The sequence below is a fragment of the Streptosporangium sp. H16 genome, from assembly GCF_051918855.1.
GTDB lineage: Bacteria > Actinomycetota > Actinomycetes > Streptosporangiales > Streptosporangiaceae > Streptosporangium.
In genome coordinates this window covers 491328-508105 of the sequence record NZ_JBPXMD010000001.1, presented here as the reverse complement: position 1 = coordinate 508105, position 16778 = coordinate 491328, and the positions used below count along the sequence as shown (strand labels likewise).

Below are 16778 nucleotides of genomic sequence, written 5' to 3'. Positions count from 1 at the left end.
CCGACGGCGAGCTCGAATACCTCGGCCGCCTCGACACCCAGGTAAAGATCCGCGGCATGCGCGTCGAACCCGGCGAGATCGAGGCCGCGCTGCTCTCCGAGCCCGAGGTCCGCGCGGCGGCCGTCGTCGTCGACGGCGACCGCCTGATCGGCTACGTGGTGACCGGCGAGGCGGGGCCGGCGGTCGACTGGCGGGCCAGGCTGCGGGCCACGCTGCCCGACCACATGATCCCGTCGGCGTGGGTGGTGCTGGACGCACTGCCGGTCACCCCCAACGGCAAGCTCGACCGCGCCGCCCTGCCCGCCCCCGGCCGGACGGGCGCGGACGAGTTCAGGGTGCCGCCGAGGGACCCGGTCGAGGGACGGATCGCGGCGATCTGGGAGGAGCTGTTCGACGTCCCCATGGTCGGGGTGTTCGACGACTTCTTCGACCTGGGCGGGCACTCGCTGCTGGCGCTCCGGCTGGCCGTGCGGATCAGGCAGGAGTTCGGCAGGGAACTGCCCGTGGCGACCGTGCTCGCCTCGCCGACCGTGGCGGGCCTGGCGGACGTGCTGCGCCGCCCGGAGGACCTGGGCGAGCAGCGGGTGGTGACGCTCAACGCGGACGGCGACCGCGTCCCGATCGTCCTGGTGCACGCCCTGGGCGGGCAGGTCTTCCGCTACCACCCGATGGCCCGCAGGCTCGGCCCCGACCAGCCCGTCTACGCGATCGCGGCCAGCGGCCTGGCGCCCGGCGAGGAACCGCACACCACGATGGCCGACATGGTCGAGGACTACGTCGACCGGTTGCGCGCCGTCCGTCCCGGCGGGCCGTACGTGCTGGGCGGGTTCTGCATCGGCGGGAACATCGCGCTGGAGATGGCCAGGCGGCTGCGTGACCTCGGCGAGGAGGTCCCGCTGCTGGTGCTGTTCTACTCCGACGCGGACGAGCCGGTGATCACCAGCTCGCTGGAGGACGACGCCTCGCTCATGACCCACGCGCTGGCGGGAGGACCGCTGGAGACGGACACCGCGGAGTTCGCCTGCCTCGACCCCGAGGAGATGCTGATGGCGGTCATCGCCGCCGCCGGGCGGGAGCAGCGGCTGGCGCCCGACACCGCCGACGTCGAGCAGGCCCGGCGTTTCCTGCGGGTGTTCCGGGCCAACGCCCACGCGGTCGGCCGCTACCGGCACGAGCCGTACGACGGTGACGTGGCGCTGTTCGCCCCCGCCGGTGACCGGCCCGATCTGGGCTGGAGCGGCGTGGTGAAGGGGAACCTCGCGATCGAGGCGATTCCCGGCGAGCGCGTGGTCATCCTGTTCGAACCCCTGGTCGCCGAGGCGGCCGCCAAGCTGAGGAGTTGGATCGACCATGGCGTCACCGGACACTGAGAGCCCCAAGAGCGCCGGGAGCGCCGGAGCCCCTGAGGCTCCTCCCGAAGCCGCCGGTCCCGCGACCTCCGAAGGATCGGGAGGACCCGGAGGACCCGAGGATTCCGGGGACCACGGCGCGACCGGGGGCGAGAAGCGGCCCGAGGGCACCGGCGGCGACGACGGTCTCTGGCGCAACCAGGACTTCCTGCGGCTGTGGACCGGCCAGACCCTCTCCCAGTTCGGCTCGCAGATCTCGTACGTGGCGATCCCGCTGATCGCCGTCGTCACCCTGGGCGCGAGCGCGACCGAGATGGGCGTCCTCGGGGCGCTGATCCGGCTGCCGATGCTCGGATTCCTGCTGTTCGGCGTCTACATCGACCGGATGCGCAAGCGGCCCGTGCTGATCTGGTCGGACCTGGGCCGGGCCGCGGTGCTCGCCCTGGTGCCGCTGCTGTACGTGATGGACAGCCTCACGCTCGGGGTGCTGTACGCGGTCGTGTTCGTCCTGAGCCTGCTGTCGGTGCTGTTCCAGGTCGCGTACCGCTCCTACTTCCCGTCGCTGGTCCCGCTGCGGCACCTGGGCGACGGCAACGGCAAGCTGCAGCTGAGCGAGTCGCTGGCGCAGACCGCCGGGCCCGGCGCGGCGGCGGCGCTGATCAAGGTGGTGGCCGCGCCACTGCTGATCATGATCGACGTGCTCTCCTACCTGTTCTCCGCGATCGCCATCCTCCTCATCCGCAAGCGCGAGGAGGTGCCCGTCCCGGACGACGAGACGGCCGTGAGCGTGCACCGGGCGATCTGGGCGGGCTTCCGGTGGGTGATGGACCAGCCGATGATCCGGCCGCTGGCCATCGCCAGCGGGCTGTACTCGTTCTTCGTCATGGGCGCCATGCAGTCGATCTACGTGCTGTTCCTGCTGCGGGGCGGCCCCGACCTTCCGGTGGAGTGGGTGGGGATCGTCATGGCGACCGGCGGCGTCGGCGCCATCCTCGGCGCGACCCTGTCGGTGCGGACCATGCGCCGCATGGGGATCGGCCCGACGCTGCTGTGGAGCACGATCGTCGGCAACTGCGCGCTGCTGCTGGTGCCGTTCGCGTCGGGACCGGTCTGGCTGGCCGCCGGGATGCTCGGCCTCTCCCAGTTCGTCGTCTGGGCGAGCAACCAGGTCTTCTTCGTCAGCAACATGACGCTGGTGCAGTCGATCACCCCGCCGCACCTGCAGGCCAGGGTGATCGGCACGATCTACTCCCTCGGGCTGATCCCGGCCCCGCTCGGCGCCCTGGGCGCGGGCCTGCTCGGCGAGACCCTCGGCCTGCGCCCGGCCATCCTGTTCGCGGTGATCGCCGGAGCCATCCTGCCGATCCTGCTGCTGGTCTTCTCCCCGATCCCGAAGGTGAAGGAGATCCCCGGCACCTGACCACTCGCGCGACGGCGCCCGTCCCCGGACCCCACCGAGGACGGTCGCCGGTACGGGAGAGGATGATGGTAGGCCAGGCGGAGGGCGGATCCCATGCGGCCGCCCGGCTCGATCGCGCGGCCTACGGTGCCATCGTCCTTCACATCCCGCTTCCACCCGGTAGGAGAACCATGACCACACTCGCCGACAGGACCATCGCGGCTCTGCGTACCACCCACGACGAGCTGGCGGCCTTCGTCCGGGGGCTGGACGCCGCCGACCTCACCCGGCCCTCCGGCTGCTCGGAGTGGAGCGTCGCCCAGGTGCTCAGCCACCTCGGCAGCGGCGCCGAGATCGGACTGGCGACGCTGCGCGCGGCGCAGGACGGCAAGGAGGCCCCGGGCCAGGACTTCAACCACCCGGTGTGGGACCGCTGGAACGCGAAGGAGCCCAAGGAGCAGGCCGAGGACTTCCTCGCCGCCGACGCCGACATCGTCTCGGCGTTCGAGAGCCTCGACGCCGGCGCCCGCGAGCGGCTGCAGATCAAGCTGGGATTCCTCCCCATGCCGGGCAGCGTCGCGCTGGTGGCCGGGATGCGCCTGAACGAGGCCGCCCTGCACGCCTGGGACGTCAAGGTCGTCTTCGATCCCGAGGCCACCGTCGGGCGGGACGCCGCCGGGGTGCTGACCGAGCTGTACGCCGGACCGCTCGACTTCCTGATCGGCTTCATCGGCAGGCCGGACGGCCTGGACCCGCGCCTGGCCACCACCCTGCGGGTCGAGACGACCGACCCCGCGAACCTCCAGGGACTCACCCTCGGGGAGACCGTCGGCTTCAGCGAGGCCCCGGAGCCGGCCGACGTCACCCTGACGCTTCCCAGCGAGGCCTGGACGCGCCTGCTCGGCGGCAGGCTGACGCCCGAGCACACCCCGCCGTCGGTGACCGTCACCGGCGACGGCGTCACCCTTGACGACCTCCGCCGGGTGTTCCCCGGTTTCTGACGACCACCCGGCCCTGCCGCGCGAACGACGAGGATCAGTACACGTCGCGTACGTAGCGCCTGCTGGCGGCCAGGTGCTTGACGTACACGGCGGCCTCGTCGTCACCGAGGCCGCCGTGGACGGTGGCGATCTCGCGCAGGGTCTGGTCGACGTCCTTGGCCATCCGGCTGGCGTCACCGCAGACGTACAGGTGGGCGCCGTCCTGAAGCCAGGACCAGAGCCGGCCACCGTGCTCGCGCATCCGGTCCTGGACGTAGACCTTGGCACGCTGGTCGCGGGAGAAGGCGAGGTCCAGCCGGGTCAGCAGCCCGTCCTGGTACAACTCGTTGAGCTCGTCGCGGTAGTAGAAGTCGCTGGAGCGCCGCTGCTCGCCGAAGAAGAGCCAGTTGCGGCCGGCGTGGCCCAGTGCCCGGCGCTCGTCCAGGAAGCCGAGAAAGGGCGCGACGCCCGTACCCGGGCCGATCATTATCATCGGGGTGGCCGGATCCGCCGGGGGGCGGAAGTGCCTGTTGCGCTGGACGAAGACGGGCACGGAGGCGTGCTCGGGACTGTCCGCGAGGAAGGACGAGCACACCCCCTTGCGCGCCGTGCCGCGCGGGTTGTCGAAGCGGACGACCGAGACCGTCAGGCGCACCCGGTGGGGGTCGACCAGCGGGCTGGAGGAGATGGAGTACAGGCGCGGCCGCAGGCGCTTGAGGACGTCCGCCCACTCCTGGGCCGTGGCCCGGACGGGGAGTTCGCCGACCACGTCGACGGCCTGGCGGCCCCAGGTCCACTTGGCCAGCTCTCCCCCGTTGCCCGAACGCAGGAACCGGGTGAGATCGCGGTCGCGGGTACGTTCGGCGACGAACCTGAGCAGGCCGGAAGTGATCCTGGTGATCTCCAGGTGGTTTCGCAGGGCCTCACCGAAAGGGACGGAGCCGAGACCGGGGATCTCGACGACGTCGGCGGGGTCGAGACCGGTCACGGCCAGCCATTCGGCGACCAGGCCGGGGCTGTTGACCGGCAGCACCCCGAGCGCGTCACCGGCCTGGTAGGCCAGCTCGCCGCCGGTGTCGAAGGTGAACTGCCGCACCTCCTTGGCCGATCCCGGCAGGCTGAGCAGCCGGTTGCCGGTCAGGGGGGCGCTGAACGGCGCGGCCCTGCCGAATCCCGTCGACGCTTCGGGCTCCGGGGACGTCGGCCCGGTACCTGGGAGGGGCCGCCCGGGATCCGGGGACGCCGATCCGGGGCCCGAAGGTGCCGGCTCGGGGCCCGGCGTCGCTCCAAGGTCCGTGCGGCCCGGGAACACCGGCCCGGGGCCCGGCGTCGATCCGGGATCCGCCCGCGTCGGTTCGGGCTCCGAGCTCGCCGGGGACGGCGGGGAAGGCGGGGACGGCGCGGAAGGCGGGGACGGCTCGGCGAGGGTGGTGAGCAGTTGCTCGAGCCAGCCCAGGGCCCGCGAGTGGTCGTCGGGCTCGCAGTCCACGCGGGGTGCCAGGCGCTGGGCGCCCAGCTCCTCGAGGCGCTGGTCGAGCCGTCGCCCGTGGCCGCAGAAGTCGTCGTAGCTGGAGTCGCCGAAGGCGAGGACGGCATAGCGCACGCCGTCGAGCCGGGGGGCGCCGGACCCGATGAGGGCCTCCCAGAATCCGACGCCGTTGTCGGGGGCCTCGCCGTCGCCGAAGGTGCTGGAGATGACGAGCAGGTCCGCGCCACGGGGAATGCTGTCCGGGGCGCAGTCGGCCATGCTGACCAGCCGAGGGGCTCGCCCCGCGCCGGCGAGCCGGTCGGCGCTGGCGGCGGCGAACTCCTCGGCGTTCCCGGTCTGGGAGGCCCACAGGACGACGATGTCGCGCGCCGGCGACACCGGCTCGCCGGTCGCGCGCCGGGATGGCGGCGCGAGGGTGCGGGAGAACATCCCGGCCAGCACTCCGTTGATCCACAGGGCGTGGGCGGGGTCGACGGGTGCGTGCTCCGGCAGGACCGGCACGACCGTACCGGCGGACCCCGTGCCACCGGGGGCGGATGCCGCGCCGCCGGGAACGGATGCCGTGCTGTCGAGGGCGGACAGGAAACCGGCCATGTAGCGGCGCTCGTGGTCGGCGAGCGACGGCGGTGTCAGGTCGGTCACCCCGAGCAGGTCGGCCAGCGCGGCGATCCGGGCGGGCTGAGCGGCCTCCGGCGCCGTTCCGGCGGCCTCCGGAACCGCGTACTCCGGCCCCGTGGGGAAGGCGATCGCCCGGGCCTGCTCGGAGATCGCGGGGAACCCCGCCGTCCCCGCGGGCTCCGAGGCCACCGGGGATGCCGGGGACGCCTCGGAGGCGACCCTGGTGAGGGAGACCGCGCACACCTTGAACTCGGGCTGGAAGGAGACGGGATCGACGGCGTCGCTGGTGACCGCGTTGACGCTGAGGTACTCGCCGAACAGGTCGTTCCAGTGGAACGGCGCGAAGCAGTTGCCCGGCATGACGCGGTCGCTCAGCCGGGCGGGCAGCACGGCCCTGCCGCGCCGGGAGGCGATCTCCACCAGGTCGCCCTCGCCGATCCCCTGCCCGGCCGCGTCGCTCGGGTGGATCTCGACGAAGGGTCCGGGGTTGAGCTTGTTGAGCTTGGCGACCCTTCCCGTCTTGGTCAGGGTGTGCCACTGGTGCTGCAGCCGGCCGGTGTTGAGGACGAAAGGGTAGGCGTCGTCGGGCAGCTCGGCGGCGGGCAGGTGCGGGCGGGGGAAGAAGGCGGCCCGGCCGTTCGGGGTGGCGAAGGCGAGGCGCGGGCGGCTGCCGTCGGGCCGGGTCAGCGTCGCCTGGCTGGTCCCGTCGTTGAGATAACGGACGGGATTGCGGTCACCGCCACCCGGCGGGCTCGGCCACTGGACGGGGGTCTCGCGCAGCCGCCCGTAGGTGACGCCCCGCAGGTCGTAGCCGGTCTTGGGATTCCACGTCCGCTTGATCTCCTCGAACACCTCCTCCGCGCCGGCGTACGAGAAGGCGTCCTCGAAGCCCATCTCGCAGGCGACGCGGGCGATGATCTGCCAGTCGGGCAGCGCCTGTCCCGGCGGTTCCACGGCCTGCCGGAGCAGGGTGAGGTTCCGCTCGGAGTTGACCATCACGCCCTCGGTCTCGGCCCACATGGCGCCGGGCAGGACCACGTCGGCGTAGGCGTTGGTCTCGGTGGCGGCGAAGACGTCCTGGGTGACGACGAACTCGGCGGCCTCCAGGCCGGCGATGACGGTCCTGCGGTTGGCGACGCTGGCGACCGGGTTGGTGCAGATGATCCAGCACGCCTTGATCTCGCCCTCGGCCATGCGCGAGAACATCTCGACGGTCCCCTGGCCGACGTCGGTGCGCAGGGTGCCGGGCGGCAGGTTCCACAGCTCCTCGGTGAAGAGGCGGTCCTCCTCCACCAGCACCGAGCGCTGGCCGGGCAGTCCGGGACCCATGTAGCCCATCTCGCGCCCGCCCATGGCGTTGGGCTGGCCGGTCAGGGAGAACGGGCCGCTGCCGGGGCGGCAGATCGCGCCGGTGGCCAGGTGCAGGTTGCACAGCGCGTTGGTGTTCCAGGTGCCGTGCGTGCTCTGGTTGAGCCCCATCGTCCAGCAGCTCATCCACTCCCCCGCCGCGCCGATCCACTCGGCCGCCTGCCGCAGGTCGTCCTCGGGGATGCCGGTGAGGGCGGCGACCGTCTCGGGCGGGTAGTCCCGCAGGAAGTCCGACATCGCCTCCCAGCCGTCGGTGTGGCGCTCGACGAACTCGTGGTCGACGTGGCCGCCCTCGACCAGCAGGTGCAGCAGCCCGTTGAGCAGGGCCAGGTCGGTGCCGGGCCTGATCTGCAGGAACAGGTCGGCCTTGTCGGCGGTGGCGGTACGGCGGGGGTCGACCACGATGAGCTTGGCGCCGGCCTTGACCCGCTCCATCATCCGCAGGAACAGGATCGGGTGGCAGTCGGCCATGTTCGCGCCGATCACGAAGAACAGGTCGGCGTGGTCGAAGTCCTGGTACGAGCCGGGCGGGCCGTCCGACCCGAGCGACAGCTTGTAGCCGCTGCCCGCGCTGGCCATGCACAGCCGGGAGTTGGACTCGATCTGGTTGGTGCCGACGAAGCCCTTGGCGAGCTTGTTGACGAGATACTGCGCCTCCAGCGTCATCTGGCCGGACACGTAGAACGACAGCGCGTCCGGCCCGTGCTCGTCCAGGATCTGCCGCAGACGCCGGGCGGTCTCGCTGATCGCCGCGTCCACACCGGTCGGGGCGGGCTCGGCGCCCCGCTCCGGCCTGACCAGCCCGCTCTCGAGGCGGCCGGGGGCGGCGAGCATGTCGGCGGTGGTGGCTCCCTTGGTGCACAGCCGGCCGGCATTGGCCGGGTGGCTCTTGTCGCCGGAGGCCTTGACGACCCGGCGCCGCCCGTCCACCTCCAGGACGATCCCGCAGCCGACACCGCAGTACGAGCAGACCGTCTTCACTTTCTCTGACGCCGCCATAGGTCCCTTCCCCTGAGCAGGGGCCCGTGACACCCTCCGCCGGACAGCGGGGACACCGAAGCCGCATCGGGCGAATCCAACGACGGAAACATAAGAAACAGGCGTTACGTAGATGTCACAGATGTCCGCGCTCGGCTGTTACATCCGTCTAACCGCCGATCTCCCCCGGCCACGCAGGATCGCGCGGCGTGACCTCGTCATACTCCCGAACACCGGGGCAGGGGCACGTCGGCACGTTGTCCCGAGCTCAACGAGCGGGCCGTGACAACGGCTCGGAATTTCCCGTGGACGCTGTTCACCGACGACTACTCTGAATACGCCCGCGGCGGCACCATAGACGGAAAGAAGGCAAGAATCCGTTCCGCTGAATCGCGGCGGTCTGATGCCCTGCTCTCATCTCGCGAAGAGCGAGGGGGCGGACAGGGAGGTACGGGCAGGCGTGGAACTCGACATAGATTACCCGGAGCGGAGATTCCGTCTGTGGATCTACGTTCCTTCGCATTCCAAGCTTCTGCTGCGCAGTGGCCTGGAAACATCCGGCACGACACGGATCGACATCGCTTTCGGGGGCGTCCTGGCGGTCAGCCTGCCCGTGTCGATGGATGGCCTTACGATCGGGAAACCCGACTCGAGGTCGATTCGCTCCGTGGCCGCTCAACTCGGGCCCCGCCTGAACCTGGACGACCTCCTGATCATCCGTGGGCGGGATTACAGCGGATACGTGGTGGCGAGCATAATCGAGATCGATGAAAGCGATCGCCGTATGCGAGAGCAAGATAAATGGGGTATAACCCCGCCGGGTTGAGATTCCGATCGGAAGGTCGCAGAGTCCGGACGGGCCATGCGGCGCCTTTCTCCTCGCGGCCTTCCACCGGACGCCACCTATGCCGATCACGAAGTTCCGACCGTCTCATCGCGGTGCGGCTACGCTGATGAACGAGCCCGACAATCTGGCGTGAGTGTCCAGCCGAAGGGGCGCGCGATGTCCGACCCGGTAGACCTGACCACCGCCGCGTGGCGCAAGAGTTCGCTCAGCGGAGGCAACGGCGACTGTGTGGAGGTCGCGGACCTGGGCGACGTCGTGGCCGTCCGCGACTCCAAGAACCCCGGCGGCCCCAAGCTCGTCCTCACCCGCGACACCTGGTCCGCCTTCGTCACACGGCTGAAGAACGACGTGTAGATCCTGGGCCCTCCACCGGGGTGATCCCGGTTTCACCGACGGGAACGGACCGAGAGATGCGGTGACCGCCGACGCCAACCGATCACCGCCAGGAACGGGCCCATGTTTTGAATGTCGCCCGTTCTACCGGGCCCCCGCCGTCATCCGGACCTCGGCGACTGCGCCGACAGGCGCCGATTCGACGAGCGGGAAGCCTCCGGTCATGCAGCGACCTGCGAAGTGATCGGCGCGCGGGCCGCGAAGTCCGCAGCCTGAGCGCGGAGTTCAATGATCTCGGCCGTGTGGTGCCTGTCCGCAGCGGACAACAGGGTGTTGAGCCTGGCCGCTACGAGGGCCGACTGCAGGCCGGCGCTCTCCAGGGCTTGGCGTCCGGTGGCGGCGGCCCGGTCAAGGTCACCCTCGTCGAGAAACGCGGCAGCCAAGCCGATCAGGTCCATCGTCTTTACCCGGTCGAACCCTGGCCTGCGGAGCCGCAGCGCGGCTTCGAAGTGAGGGCTGGCGGGGTGTCCACGGTGGTTGAGGTGGGTGAGATCGCGAGCGCTGACAGCTCGGGCACCTGCGTGCTCGGCGTCATCGAAGTAGGCGACCCACTCGGGCCTGTCCGTGACCTGAGCGAGGAGTTCGTCAGCGTGACCGAGATGACGGGCGGCTTCGCCGGGCCGGCCCAGGCCCGCGTGGACGCGACCGGTCTGGGATTGCACGAGCGCCTGCACCGCCACCTGGCCGTCGCGTTGCGCGCGGGCCGCTGCGAGGTCAAGCAGCGCGAGCGCGTCATGCAACCGCCCCAGATAGATCATTTGATGTGACATGCGGGTGACGATCTCCGCTCCGCGACCAGGCACGCCGGCCTCGCCGGCGGCGTAGAGGGCGTATGACCAGTACCGCTGTGCGGCGCCATAGCGGCCGGCGTCGTAGCTGGTCCATCCGGCAAGCGCGGCCAGGTCGGCTGTGGTGGCGAAGACACGGATGCGAAGACTGTCCGGGACGCCGTCTTGGATACGGCGCATGACCTCCGCGAGTTGGCCGACGATCGCAGAGCGACACAGGGCGCCGCCGTGCGCCGATTCCAGCCGTGCGAAGGCAGCGGTGACTTCCTCCAGGGCGGCGACGGTGTCGGTACCGAAACCAGCCTGGCGGCGGCTGAGCGGACGGCCGACCGTCTCAAGCAGGTGCGCGGTGCTGGCGACCAGCGGGGTACCGACGATGAGGTTGAGGACTTCGCGGCGATCGGGCATCAGCAGGTCCATCCGAGTCCATCCGACCAAGGTCTCCGCAGCGGATTCTCGTAGCAGCGGCAATTCGATGGTATCCAGTGGCAAAGCGGTAGTCGTAAGACCAAGGTCACTGGGTGTCAAGGACCTGCGGAGTTTCTCGGAGAGCACCTGGGCCAGCAACTCGGGCACAGGCGGGCGGGGCTGCTCCCCATTCAGCCACCGCCGCACCCGCGTGATGTCCGGGGCGACCTGGCGGTGTCCGCGGTCCCTGGCCAAGGCACCAACCCTGCGGCTGATCTCTCCGAGGGATAGGCCGCTGGCGTCGACCCACGCCTGCAGTTGAGAGTTCACGGTGTTTCCGGCCATCACTTCCCCACAGTCTTCGTGACTCAGGATGAGGTTTTCGCCACCTTCCGCGACCCTCAAAGTACTGGCCCGGGACCTGGTCCGCAGCGGATTCTTTAGCCGCACCGAAGTTGTGGGACGCCCGGAACGAACCGGCGTCCTTCATCTGCGCGGTGCTCAATCCCCCGTCCGAAGGGTTCCATGCCGTGGATACTCCCCTGCCTGATCAAGACGTGTTCGCTGACCTTCGTCCTTACCTGGACTACCTCAACGGTGCTCGTGTGCTCGTCACCGGCGGCGCGGGGCTCGTCGGCAGCCGCATCGTGCGGCTGCTCGCCGCCGTCGGCGCCGACCCGGTGGTGTTGGACAACATGGACGCCTACCCGCATCCGGTCCGTGGCCTTTTCTGGCTGAACGAGGGGACGAAAATCGTCTTGGGTGATGTCCGCGAAGCCGCCACCGTCCGCGCGCTGGTCAGCAGCGCCGACTACGTGATCCACGCCGCCGCCTACGCCGATGTGGCCGCCTGCACGAGAGAGCCGGCCACCGCGTTCGCCGCGAACGTTCACGGCACGCAGACCGTCCTGCAAGAGGTCCTGAACGCCCCCTCGGTGAGGAGGCTGGTGTTCATCTCCTCGGCGTCGGTTTACGGTGACGGCTCCGCCGGCACCGGGGGCGTCGCCGAGTTCACCGAGGAGCAGCCCGCATGGCCGATCTCGGTGTACGCCAACTCCAAGCTGTGGGCCGAGCATCAGGTTCAGCTGATGCTCGGCGGCAGCTACACCGAGTACACCGTGCTGCGCTACTTCAGCGTCTACGGCGACCCGCAGGTACCCAAGCCCGGCTCGCACTCCTGGATGGTCGCCTGGCTGGCCATGTCCGCCCACCTGGGCCTGCCGCTGCAGTTGAACGGCGGTGGGCACCAGGTGCGGGACATGGTGCATGTGGAGGACATCGCCCGCGCCACCGTGCTGGCGCTGCTCACCGAGGGGGCCTCCGGCCAAACCATCAACGTCGGCACTGGCGTCGCGACGTCGGTACGTCAGATCGCCGAACGCATCGCCGCCCACTACCCGTCGGCGCAGCTGGTCAACGCGCCCCGCCCGCTGGGCGACCCGCTGGGCGCCTACGCCTCGACCGCCCGCAGCCGGACCCTGTTGGGCTGGCAGCCGCGCATCACCGTCAACGACGGAATCGACCGGTACGTGCAGTGGCTGCGGGCCACCCCGGAAGCGATCCCGCCGTGGCTGAAGACCAACGCGGTCGCGGCCGTCGCCTGACGGCACTTCACCACCATCGGGCCCCGCCGAGCAGCAGGCCACACGGCGGGGCCCACCCTCTCGACCACGCATCAGGTCTGAGCGTCCTCGGCCGCCACGGCGCCGCCGAACACCACCGGCTGCAGCGCCCCCTGCTCGACCATCACCGACTTTCGGGAGAGGACCATGACCTCGCAGGCGCCGAACAGCGCATCGCTCAGGGAACTCGCCGAACAGCGTCTCCTGCCAGCCCACCAGATCATGGATCAGGACACCCTCACCTGGATCATCCGCAACCGGCCCGCCGTGGGAGCCACCCCCGCCCTGCCGCACCAGCCGCTTCTGCTGATGCCGGAGGTCGCCTGGTTCTCGGACCCGCTGCTCACCGATTCCATCCACGGCATCCGCCACGGCGCCCGCGTCTGCGTACTCGCGTCGCTGCTCGCCCGCGAGCACGGCCTGAACCGCGACGACACCGCAACCTTGTGCACGGCCGCCGCGGTGCACGACTGCCGACGCCGCGACGATCGCGACCACCTCGAGCACGGCAAGCGGGCCGCCGACTGGTTCACCCACAACAGCAGCACCGTAACGGCCTCATTTGGCCATCTTGTGCCCGCCCACGCCGTGGCGTGGGCGGGCACAAGCATCGGCCTGCACAACATCCCCTACAGCGCGTTCACTCCGGCGGAGGTCCGCGCCTACCAGCAGGCGCCGCTGCTCGTCGACCTGCTGAAGGTCGCAGACTGCTTGGACCGCTACCGGCTGCCGCTCCAACGCTGGTGGCCCGACCCCTCGCACCTGCGGATCGCCATCCCCAGCTGGCTGCCTCCGATCGCCTTCGACCTGATGGCTCGAAGCGAACAGGCCCGACTCGACGGCGCCACCCACCGCGAAGCACTCACCCACGCCCTGCACACCCTCGGCAACGGACGGTAGAACCGCCATGCACGACGCTGAATGGGACTACGCCCATACTGACTACACCAACCCGGCCGCGCGACCCAGCCCGACTGGACTCGCCGACAGCGAAGCCGACTGGCGTCGCCTCCACCTCGACACCCCCAACGGCTGGCTGCTGCGCAGGAACGCGATGCTGCAGACGCTGACCAACGGGCAACCGATCCACCTGATGCACATCACCACGGCGCTGGACGCGATTCGCTCCAGCGGGCAACTGCACGCGTCGGCCGGCTGCCTGGTGGGGGCGCTGTACGGCGCCCCCACTCACCCAGGAACCCAGCGGCTTACGCCCCCACAATCTGGGCGCTTACCTGCTGGAAACGAAACACGACACCCGAACCATGGTCATCGAGATCATCCCTGATGGGCCGGTGCCCGCCAAGGGACTCGACTATCTGCGGCTGGGCGGCATCCACCTGCGCACCTACCTCAACCACCGCGCCTTCCTCACCGACGCCGAAGACGCCCAGTTGCGCCAGACAGCGGTTAAACGGGTCCACGTGGCGGCCGGTTTCCTGAACGTGCTGTTGGCCAACGCCTGCGGCAGCCGCACCCCGGACGGTGAGTTCATCGACCGTCTCGCCGCCGCCGTGCAGGACCTGCCGTTCTTGGGCTACCTGTACTTCGAGGTGCTGTCGGAGTATCTGATGCTCCACTCGACGACCCCCCAGACCAAGGCGTACGCCGAGGCAGGGGAGATGAACAACCGCCTGTACAAGCAGCTGGCGTTCTCCGCCGTGGCCAGCATGGGCCGCCTGTTCGACCTGGCGCTCTTCGGCCCGGACCACAACCAGCTGGTGCATCTCGTTGGGCAGGTCGAACCTGGTTTGGCGCCGGGCGCGGCCGGCTACGTCCGGCGTCGCCTGCCGTACCTGTTCGCCTGCCTGGCCCTTGCCCCGTCCCAGGACGCGACGTCGGTCACGTTCCGAAACTGCGACTTCGACAGGCTCGCCACGAGCGCATCTGGCCTGCTCGGCCAACTCGTCTTCCGTGAAATGCGCCGCCTCCCGCGCTATCCCCAGCTGTTTCCCCTCTTCGAGCAGGCCAAAGCACTGGAGGTGTACGACTACTGGAACACCCACAAGATCCCCACCCCGTTCAACGGCACGCTGCCCAAAGGGGAGATCGGCGTCAATCCGGCGTCGCCGGCAGTGGCCGGCTGCACGGTGTGGGAAGCCGAGACCTGCGAGCGGGGTCTACTCCACCCGGTGGAGCAACTCGACGTGATCTTCGTGCCTCGTCTCACCGACCTGCGCAGCACCGCCCTCGGCAGAGCTGCTTTCCCTCGCGGCCACTGACCAGCATCGCCGCCTCTCCGCGCCGGGCCGTCGCCACACCGGCAGCCGCCCGCACCTGCACACCTTCACCCACCCCTTATCGGGAAGGATTCTCCTTTGCGTATCGTCCTGCTCGGTGGCGCCGGCTACCTCGGTACCGTCGCCACCCCCTATCTGACGGGTCTCGGCCACCACGTCACCGCGGTCGACGGCCTGATCTACCACCGCGACGACCATCCGCAGCGGCTGATGCCCACCGTCACGTCCTTCGTTCACGCCGACCTGCGCGACCCTTCGGCGTTGCGCCACGCGATGACCGACGCCGACGCGGTCGTGCATCTCGGCGGCCTGGTCGGCGAACCGGCGTGCGCCGTCGATGAGCGGCTGGCCGTTGAACTCAACTACGCCTCCCCCATCATCGCCGCGAAGATCGCCGCCGCTGTCGGTGTCCCCCATTACGTGTTCTTCTCCTCCTGCAGCGTCTACGGCAGCCGTGAAGGCACCGTCGACGAAGACACCGCCCCGAACCCACTGGGGATCTACGCCCGCACCAAGGTCCTGGCCGAACAGCGGCTGGCCTCCCTGCTGGAGGGCCGCGCCGACCTGACGGTGCTGCGGCTGGCGACCGCGTTTGGACGCTCCCCGCGTCAGCGCCTGGACTCGGTCGTCAACCGCATGACCGCCCAAGCCGTCACGACCGGCCGCATCCCGCTCAACGGCGGCCCGCAGCGGCGCCCCCTGGTGCATGTCGCCGACGTCGCCCAGGTGCTCGCCGCCACGCTCGACACCCCCGCCGGGCAGCGAACCTTCAACGTCGGCTCCGACCGCGAGAACTTCACCATCGCCGAGATCGCCGAAACCATCGAAGCGGCGGTGCCCGGCTCACGAATCGACCGCGGTCCCGAACGCGACGAGGCAGACGCCCGCGACTACCGGACGTCCTTCGCCCGGCTCGCGGCCGCGTTTCCCGGCGTGTGCGGTACCCCGCTGCGTGAGGGCGTGAACGAAGTCGCCGAAGCGGTCGCCACTAAGAAGGTGGGCGACCCCGACCTGCCCGAGTACGACAACTTCGAGGGCCTGGTGGCGTCCCGCGAAGCCGGGCACATCGGCGCCCTGCGGTCCGCCGAATGTGAACACATGTACGGCGAGTACGCGACCGCCGATTGGAGCACACGATGATCCCGCCCGTTGAAGCGCTGCTGCTGCTGTGGAACCGCCCGTCGATCGGCGACGAGGAGATCGCCGAAGTCATCGACACCCTCCGTTCGGGGTGGCTGACCCACGGCCCCAAAGCGACCCGGTTCGAGCGGGAGGTGCGGGACGCGCTCGGCGTTGAGGACGCCTTCGCGGTGTCGTCGTGCACCGCAGCCCTCCACCTCGCCTTCCTCGCCGCCGGTATCGGCGACGGCGACGAGGTGATCACCCCGAGTTTCACCTTCTGCGCCGCTCCGAACGCGCTCCTGCAGGTCGGGGCCCGCCCCGTGTTCGTCGACGTGGAACGGGCCACGTTCAACATCGACCTGCAGGCAGCCGAAGCCGCCATCACCGACCGTACGAAAGCGATCGTGGTCATGCACTACGGCGGGCACCCGTGCGACCTGCGCGCGTTCCGCAAGCTGGCCGACGACCACGGACTCCTGCTGATCGAGGACGCCGCACACGCCCTGCACGCCAGCCGCGACGGACAACGCGCCGGCAGTGTCGGCGACATGGCGGTCTTCAGCTTCTACCCGAACAAGGTGATGACCACCGGGGAGGGCGGCATGCTGGTCGGCCTGAGCCGGTTCGTCCAGCATGCCCGCCTGCTGGGCCGCCACGGCATCGACTCGTCGGTGTGGCAGCGGCACGGCACCCGCAGCACCGCTGACTACGAGGTGGTCGCCCCCGGCCTGAAGTACGTGATGTCCGACGTCACCGCAGCCATCGGCGTCCAGCAGTTCCGCAAACTGCCCGCCTTCACCGCTCGCCGCGCCGACATCGCCGACACCTATACCCGGGCCCTGACTGGCCTGCCGGGGCTGACGACGCCGACCGTCCTGCCTGGGGTACAGCCCGGCTGGTTCCTCTACTCGATCTTCATCGACGCGGACAGCGCGCCGCTCACCCGCGACGAAATCGCCCACCACCTGCTGGCCGACCACGGAATCGCGACCAGCAAGCACTTCACACCCGTCCACTCCCTGCAGCTCTACCGCGGCACCGCCATACACCCGCTGATCGTCACCGAAACCGTCTCGGCGCGGCAGCTCTCCCTGCCCTGCTACCCCACCATGACGCCCCAGGACGTGAACCGGGTCATCGCCGCCCTTCACGCTCTCTGGCAGCGCTGACCCGGCAG

Annotated in this window: 14 protein-coding genes; 11 read left to right on the top strand and 3 right to left on the bottom strand. The window is 70.0% G+C overall.

Annotated features, from left to right (window positions below; translation table 11 throughout):
- Positions 1 to 56: 56 nt before the first annotated feature.
- The 3 genes from ACTOQ2_RS02215 (at position 57) to ACTOQ2_RS02205 (ending at position 3749) form a co-directional block, all read left to right on the top strand.
- A complete protein-coding gene (locus tag ACTOQ2_RS02215; protein ID WP_440098081.1) occupies positions 57 to 1370 on the top strand; it encodes an alpha/beta fold hydrolase in 1314 nt (437 codons plus the stop codon).
- The gene (locus tag ACTOQ2_RS02210; protein WP_440097911.1) at positions 1351 to 2769 is read left to right on the top strand and encodes an MFS transporter; all 1419 of its coding nucleotides are present in this window, start codon (positions 1351 to 1353) and stop codon (positions 2767 to 2769) included. The genes ACTOQ2_RS02215 and ACTOQ2_RS02210 overlap by 20 nt, the downstream gene beginning before the upstream one ends.
- A 170-nt stretch (positions 2770 to 2939) precedes the next feature.
- Positions 2940 to 3749 (top strand): maleylpyruvate isomerase family mycothiol-dependent enzyme, encoded by an 810-nt coding sequence (locus ACTOQ2_RS02205; protein ID WP_440097910.1) that lies wholly within the window; start codon positions 2940 to 2942, stop codon positions 3747 to 3749.
- A 34-nt stretch (positions 3750 to 3783) separates the two neighbouring features.
- Here the strand turns inward: ACTOQ2_RS02205 and ACTOQ2_RS02200 are convergent, their stop codons facing one another.
- Positions 3784 to 8202 carry a molybdopterin-dependent oxidoreductase gene (locus ACTOQ2_RS02200; protein WP_440097909.1) on the bottom strand — a complete coding sequence of 1473 codons (4419 nt, stop codon included), beginning with the start codon at positions 8200 to 8202 and terminating at the stop codon, positions 3784 to 3786.
- Between the two features lie 439 nt (positions 8203 to 8641).
- On the opposite strand from ACTOQ2_RS02200, the gene ACTOQ2_RS02195 reads away from it, so the two are divergent.
- Positions 8642 to 9007: a hypothetical protein gene (locus ACTOQ2_RS02195; protein ID WP_440097908.1), complete on the top strand. Its 366-nt coding sequence runs from the start codon at positions 8642 to 8644 to the stop codon at positions 9005 to 9007.
- Between the two features lie 177 nt (positions 9008 to 9184).
- Positions 9185 to 9382, top strand: coding sequence for a DUF397 domain-containing protein (locus ACTOQ2_RS02190; RefSeq protein WP_440097907.1), 198 nt, complete (start codon positions 9185 to 9187; stop codon positions 9380 to 9382).
- A gap of 200 nt (positions 9383 to 9582) precedes the next feature.
- On the opposite strand, the gene ACTOQ2_RS02185 is transcribed toward ACTOQ2_RS02190, so the two are convergent.
- Positions 9583 to 10629 (bottom strand): hypothetical protein, encoded by a 1047-nt coding sequence (locus ACTOQ2_RS02185; RefSeq protein ID WP_440097906.1) that lies wholly within the window; start codon positions 10627 to 10629, stop codon positions 9583 to 9585.
- Positions 10630 to 11174: 545 nt separating this feature from the next.
- Here ACTOQ2_RS02185 and ACTOQ2_RS02180 point away from each other — a divergent pair.
- The gene (locus tag ACTOQ2_RS02180) at positions 11175 to 12221 is read left to right on the top strand and encodes an NAD-dependent epimerase/dehydratase family protein (RefSeq protein WP_440097905.1); all 1047 of its coding nucleotides are present in this window, start codon (positions 11175 to 11177) and stop codon (positions 12219 to 12221) included.
- Between the two features lie 71 nt (positions 12222 to 12292).
- Here the strand turns inward: ACTOQ2_RS02180 and ACTOQ2_RS02175 are convergent, their stop codons facing one another.
- Positions 12293 to 12463, bottom strand: coding sequence for a hypothetical protein (locus ACTOQ2_RS02175; RefSeq protein ID WP_440097904.1), 171 nt, complete (start codon positions 12461 to 12463; stop codon positions 12293 to 12295).
- Here ACTOQ2_RS02175 and ACTOQ2_RS02170 point away from each other — a divergent pair.
- The 5 genes from ACTOQ2_RS02170 (at position 12462) to ACTOQ2_RS02150 (ending at position 16770) form a co-directional block, all read left to right on the top strand.
- Complete coding sequence (locus tag ACTOQ2_RS02170; RefSeq protein WP_440097903.1) at positions 12462 to 13139, top strand: hypothetical protein; 678 nt, start codon at positions 12462 to 12464, stop codon at positions 13137 to 13139. The two genes, ACTOQ2_RS02175 and ACTOQ2_RS02170, sit on opposite strands and share 2 nt — an antisense overlap.
- 7 nt (positions 13140 to 13146) lie before the next feature.
- Entirely contained in the window at positions 13147 to 13527 is a 381-nt protein-coding gene (locus ACTOQ2_RS02165) for a hypothetical protein (protein ID WP_440097902.1), read from the top strand.
- Positions 13505 to 14461, top strand: coding sequence for a hypothetical protein (locus ACTOQ2_RS02160; RefSeq protein ID WP_440097901.1), 957 nt, complete (start codon positions 13505 to 13507; stop codon positions 14459 to 14461). Before ACTOQ2_RS02165 ends, ACTOQ2_RS02160 begins: the two co-directional genes overlap by 23 nt.
- 96 nt (positions 14462 to 14557) lie before the next feature.
- Positions 14558 to 15619, top strand: coding sequence for an NAD-dependent epimerase/dehydratase family protein (locus ACTOQ2_RS02155; RefSeq protein ID WP_440097900.1), 1062 nt, complete (start codon positions 14558 to 14560; stop codon positions 15617 to 15619).
- Entirely contained in the window at positions 15616 to 16770 is a 1155-nt protein-coding gene (locus tag ACTOQ2_RS02150; RefSeq protein ID WP_440097899.1) for a DegT/DnrJ/EryC1/StrS family aminotransferase, read from the top strand. The genes ACTOQ2_RS02155 and ACTOQ2_RS02150 overlap by 4 nt, the downstream gene beginning before the upstream one ends.
- Positions 16771 to 16778 lie beyond the last annotated feature (8 nt).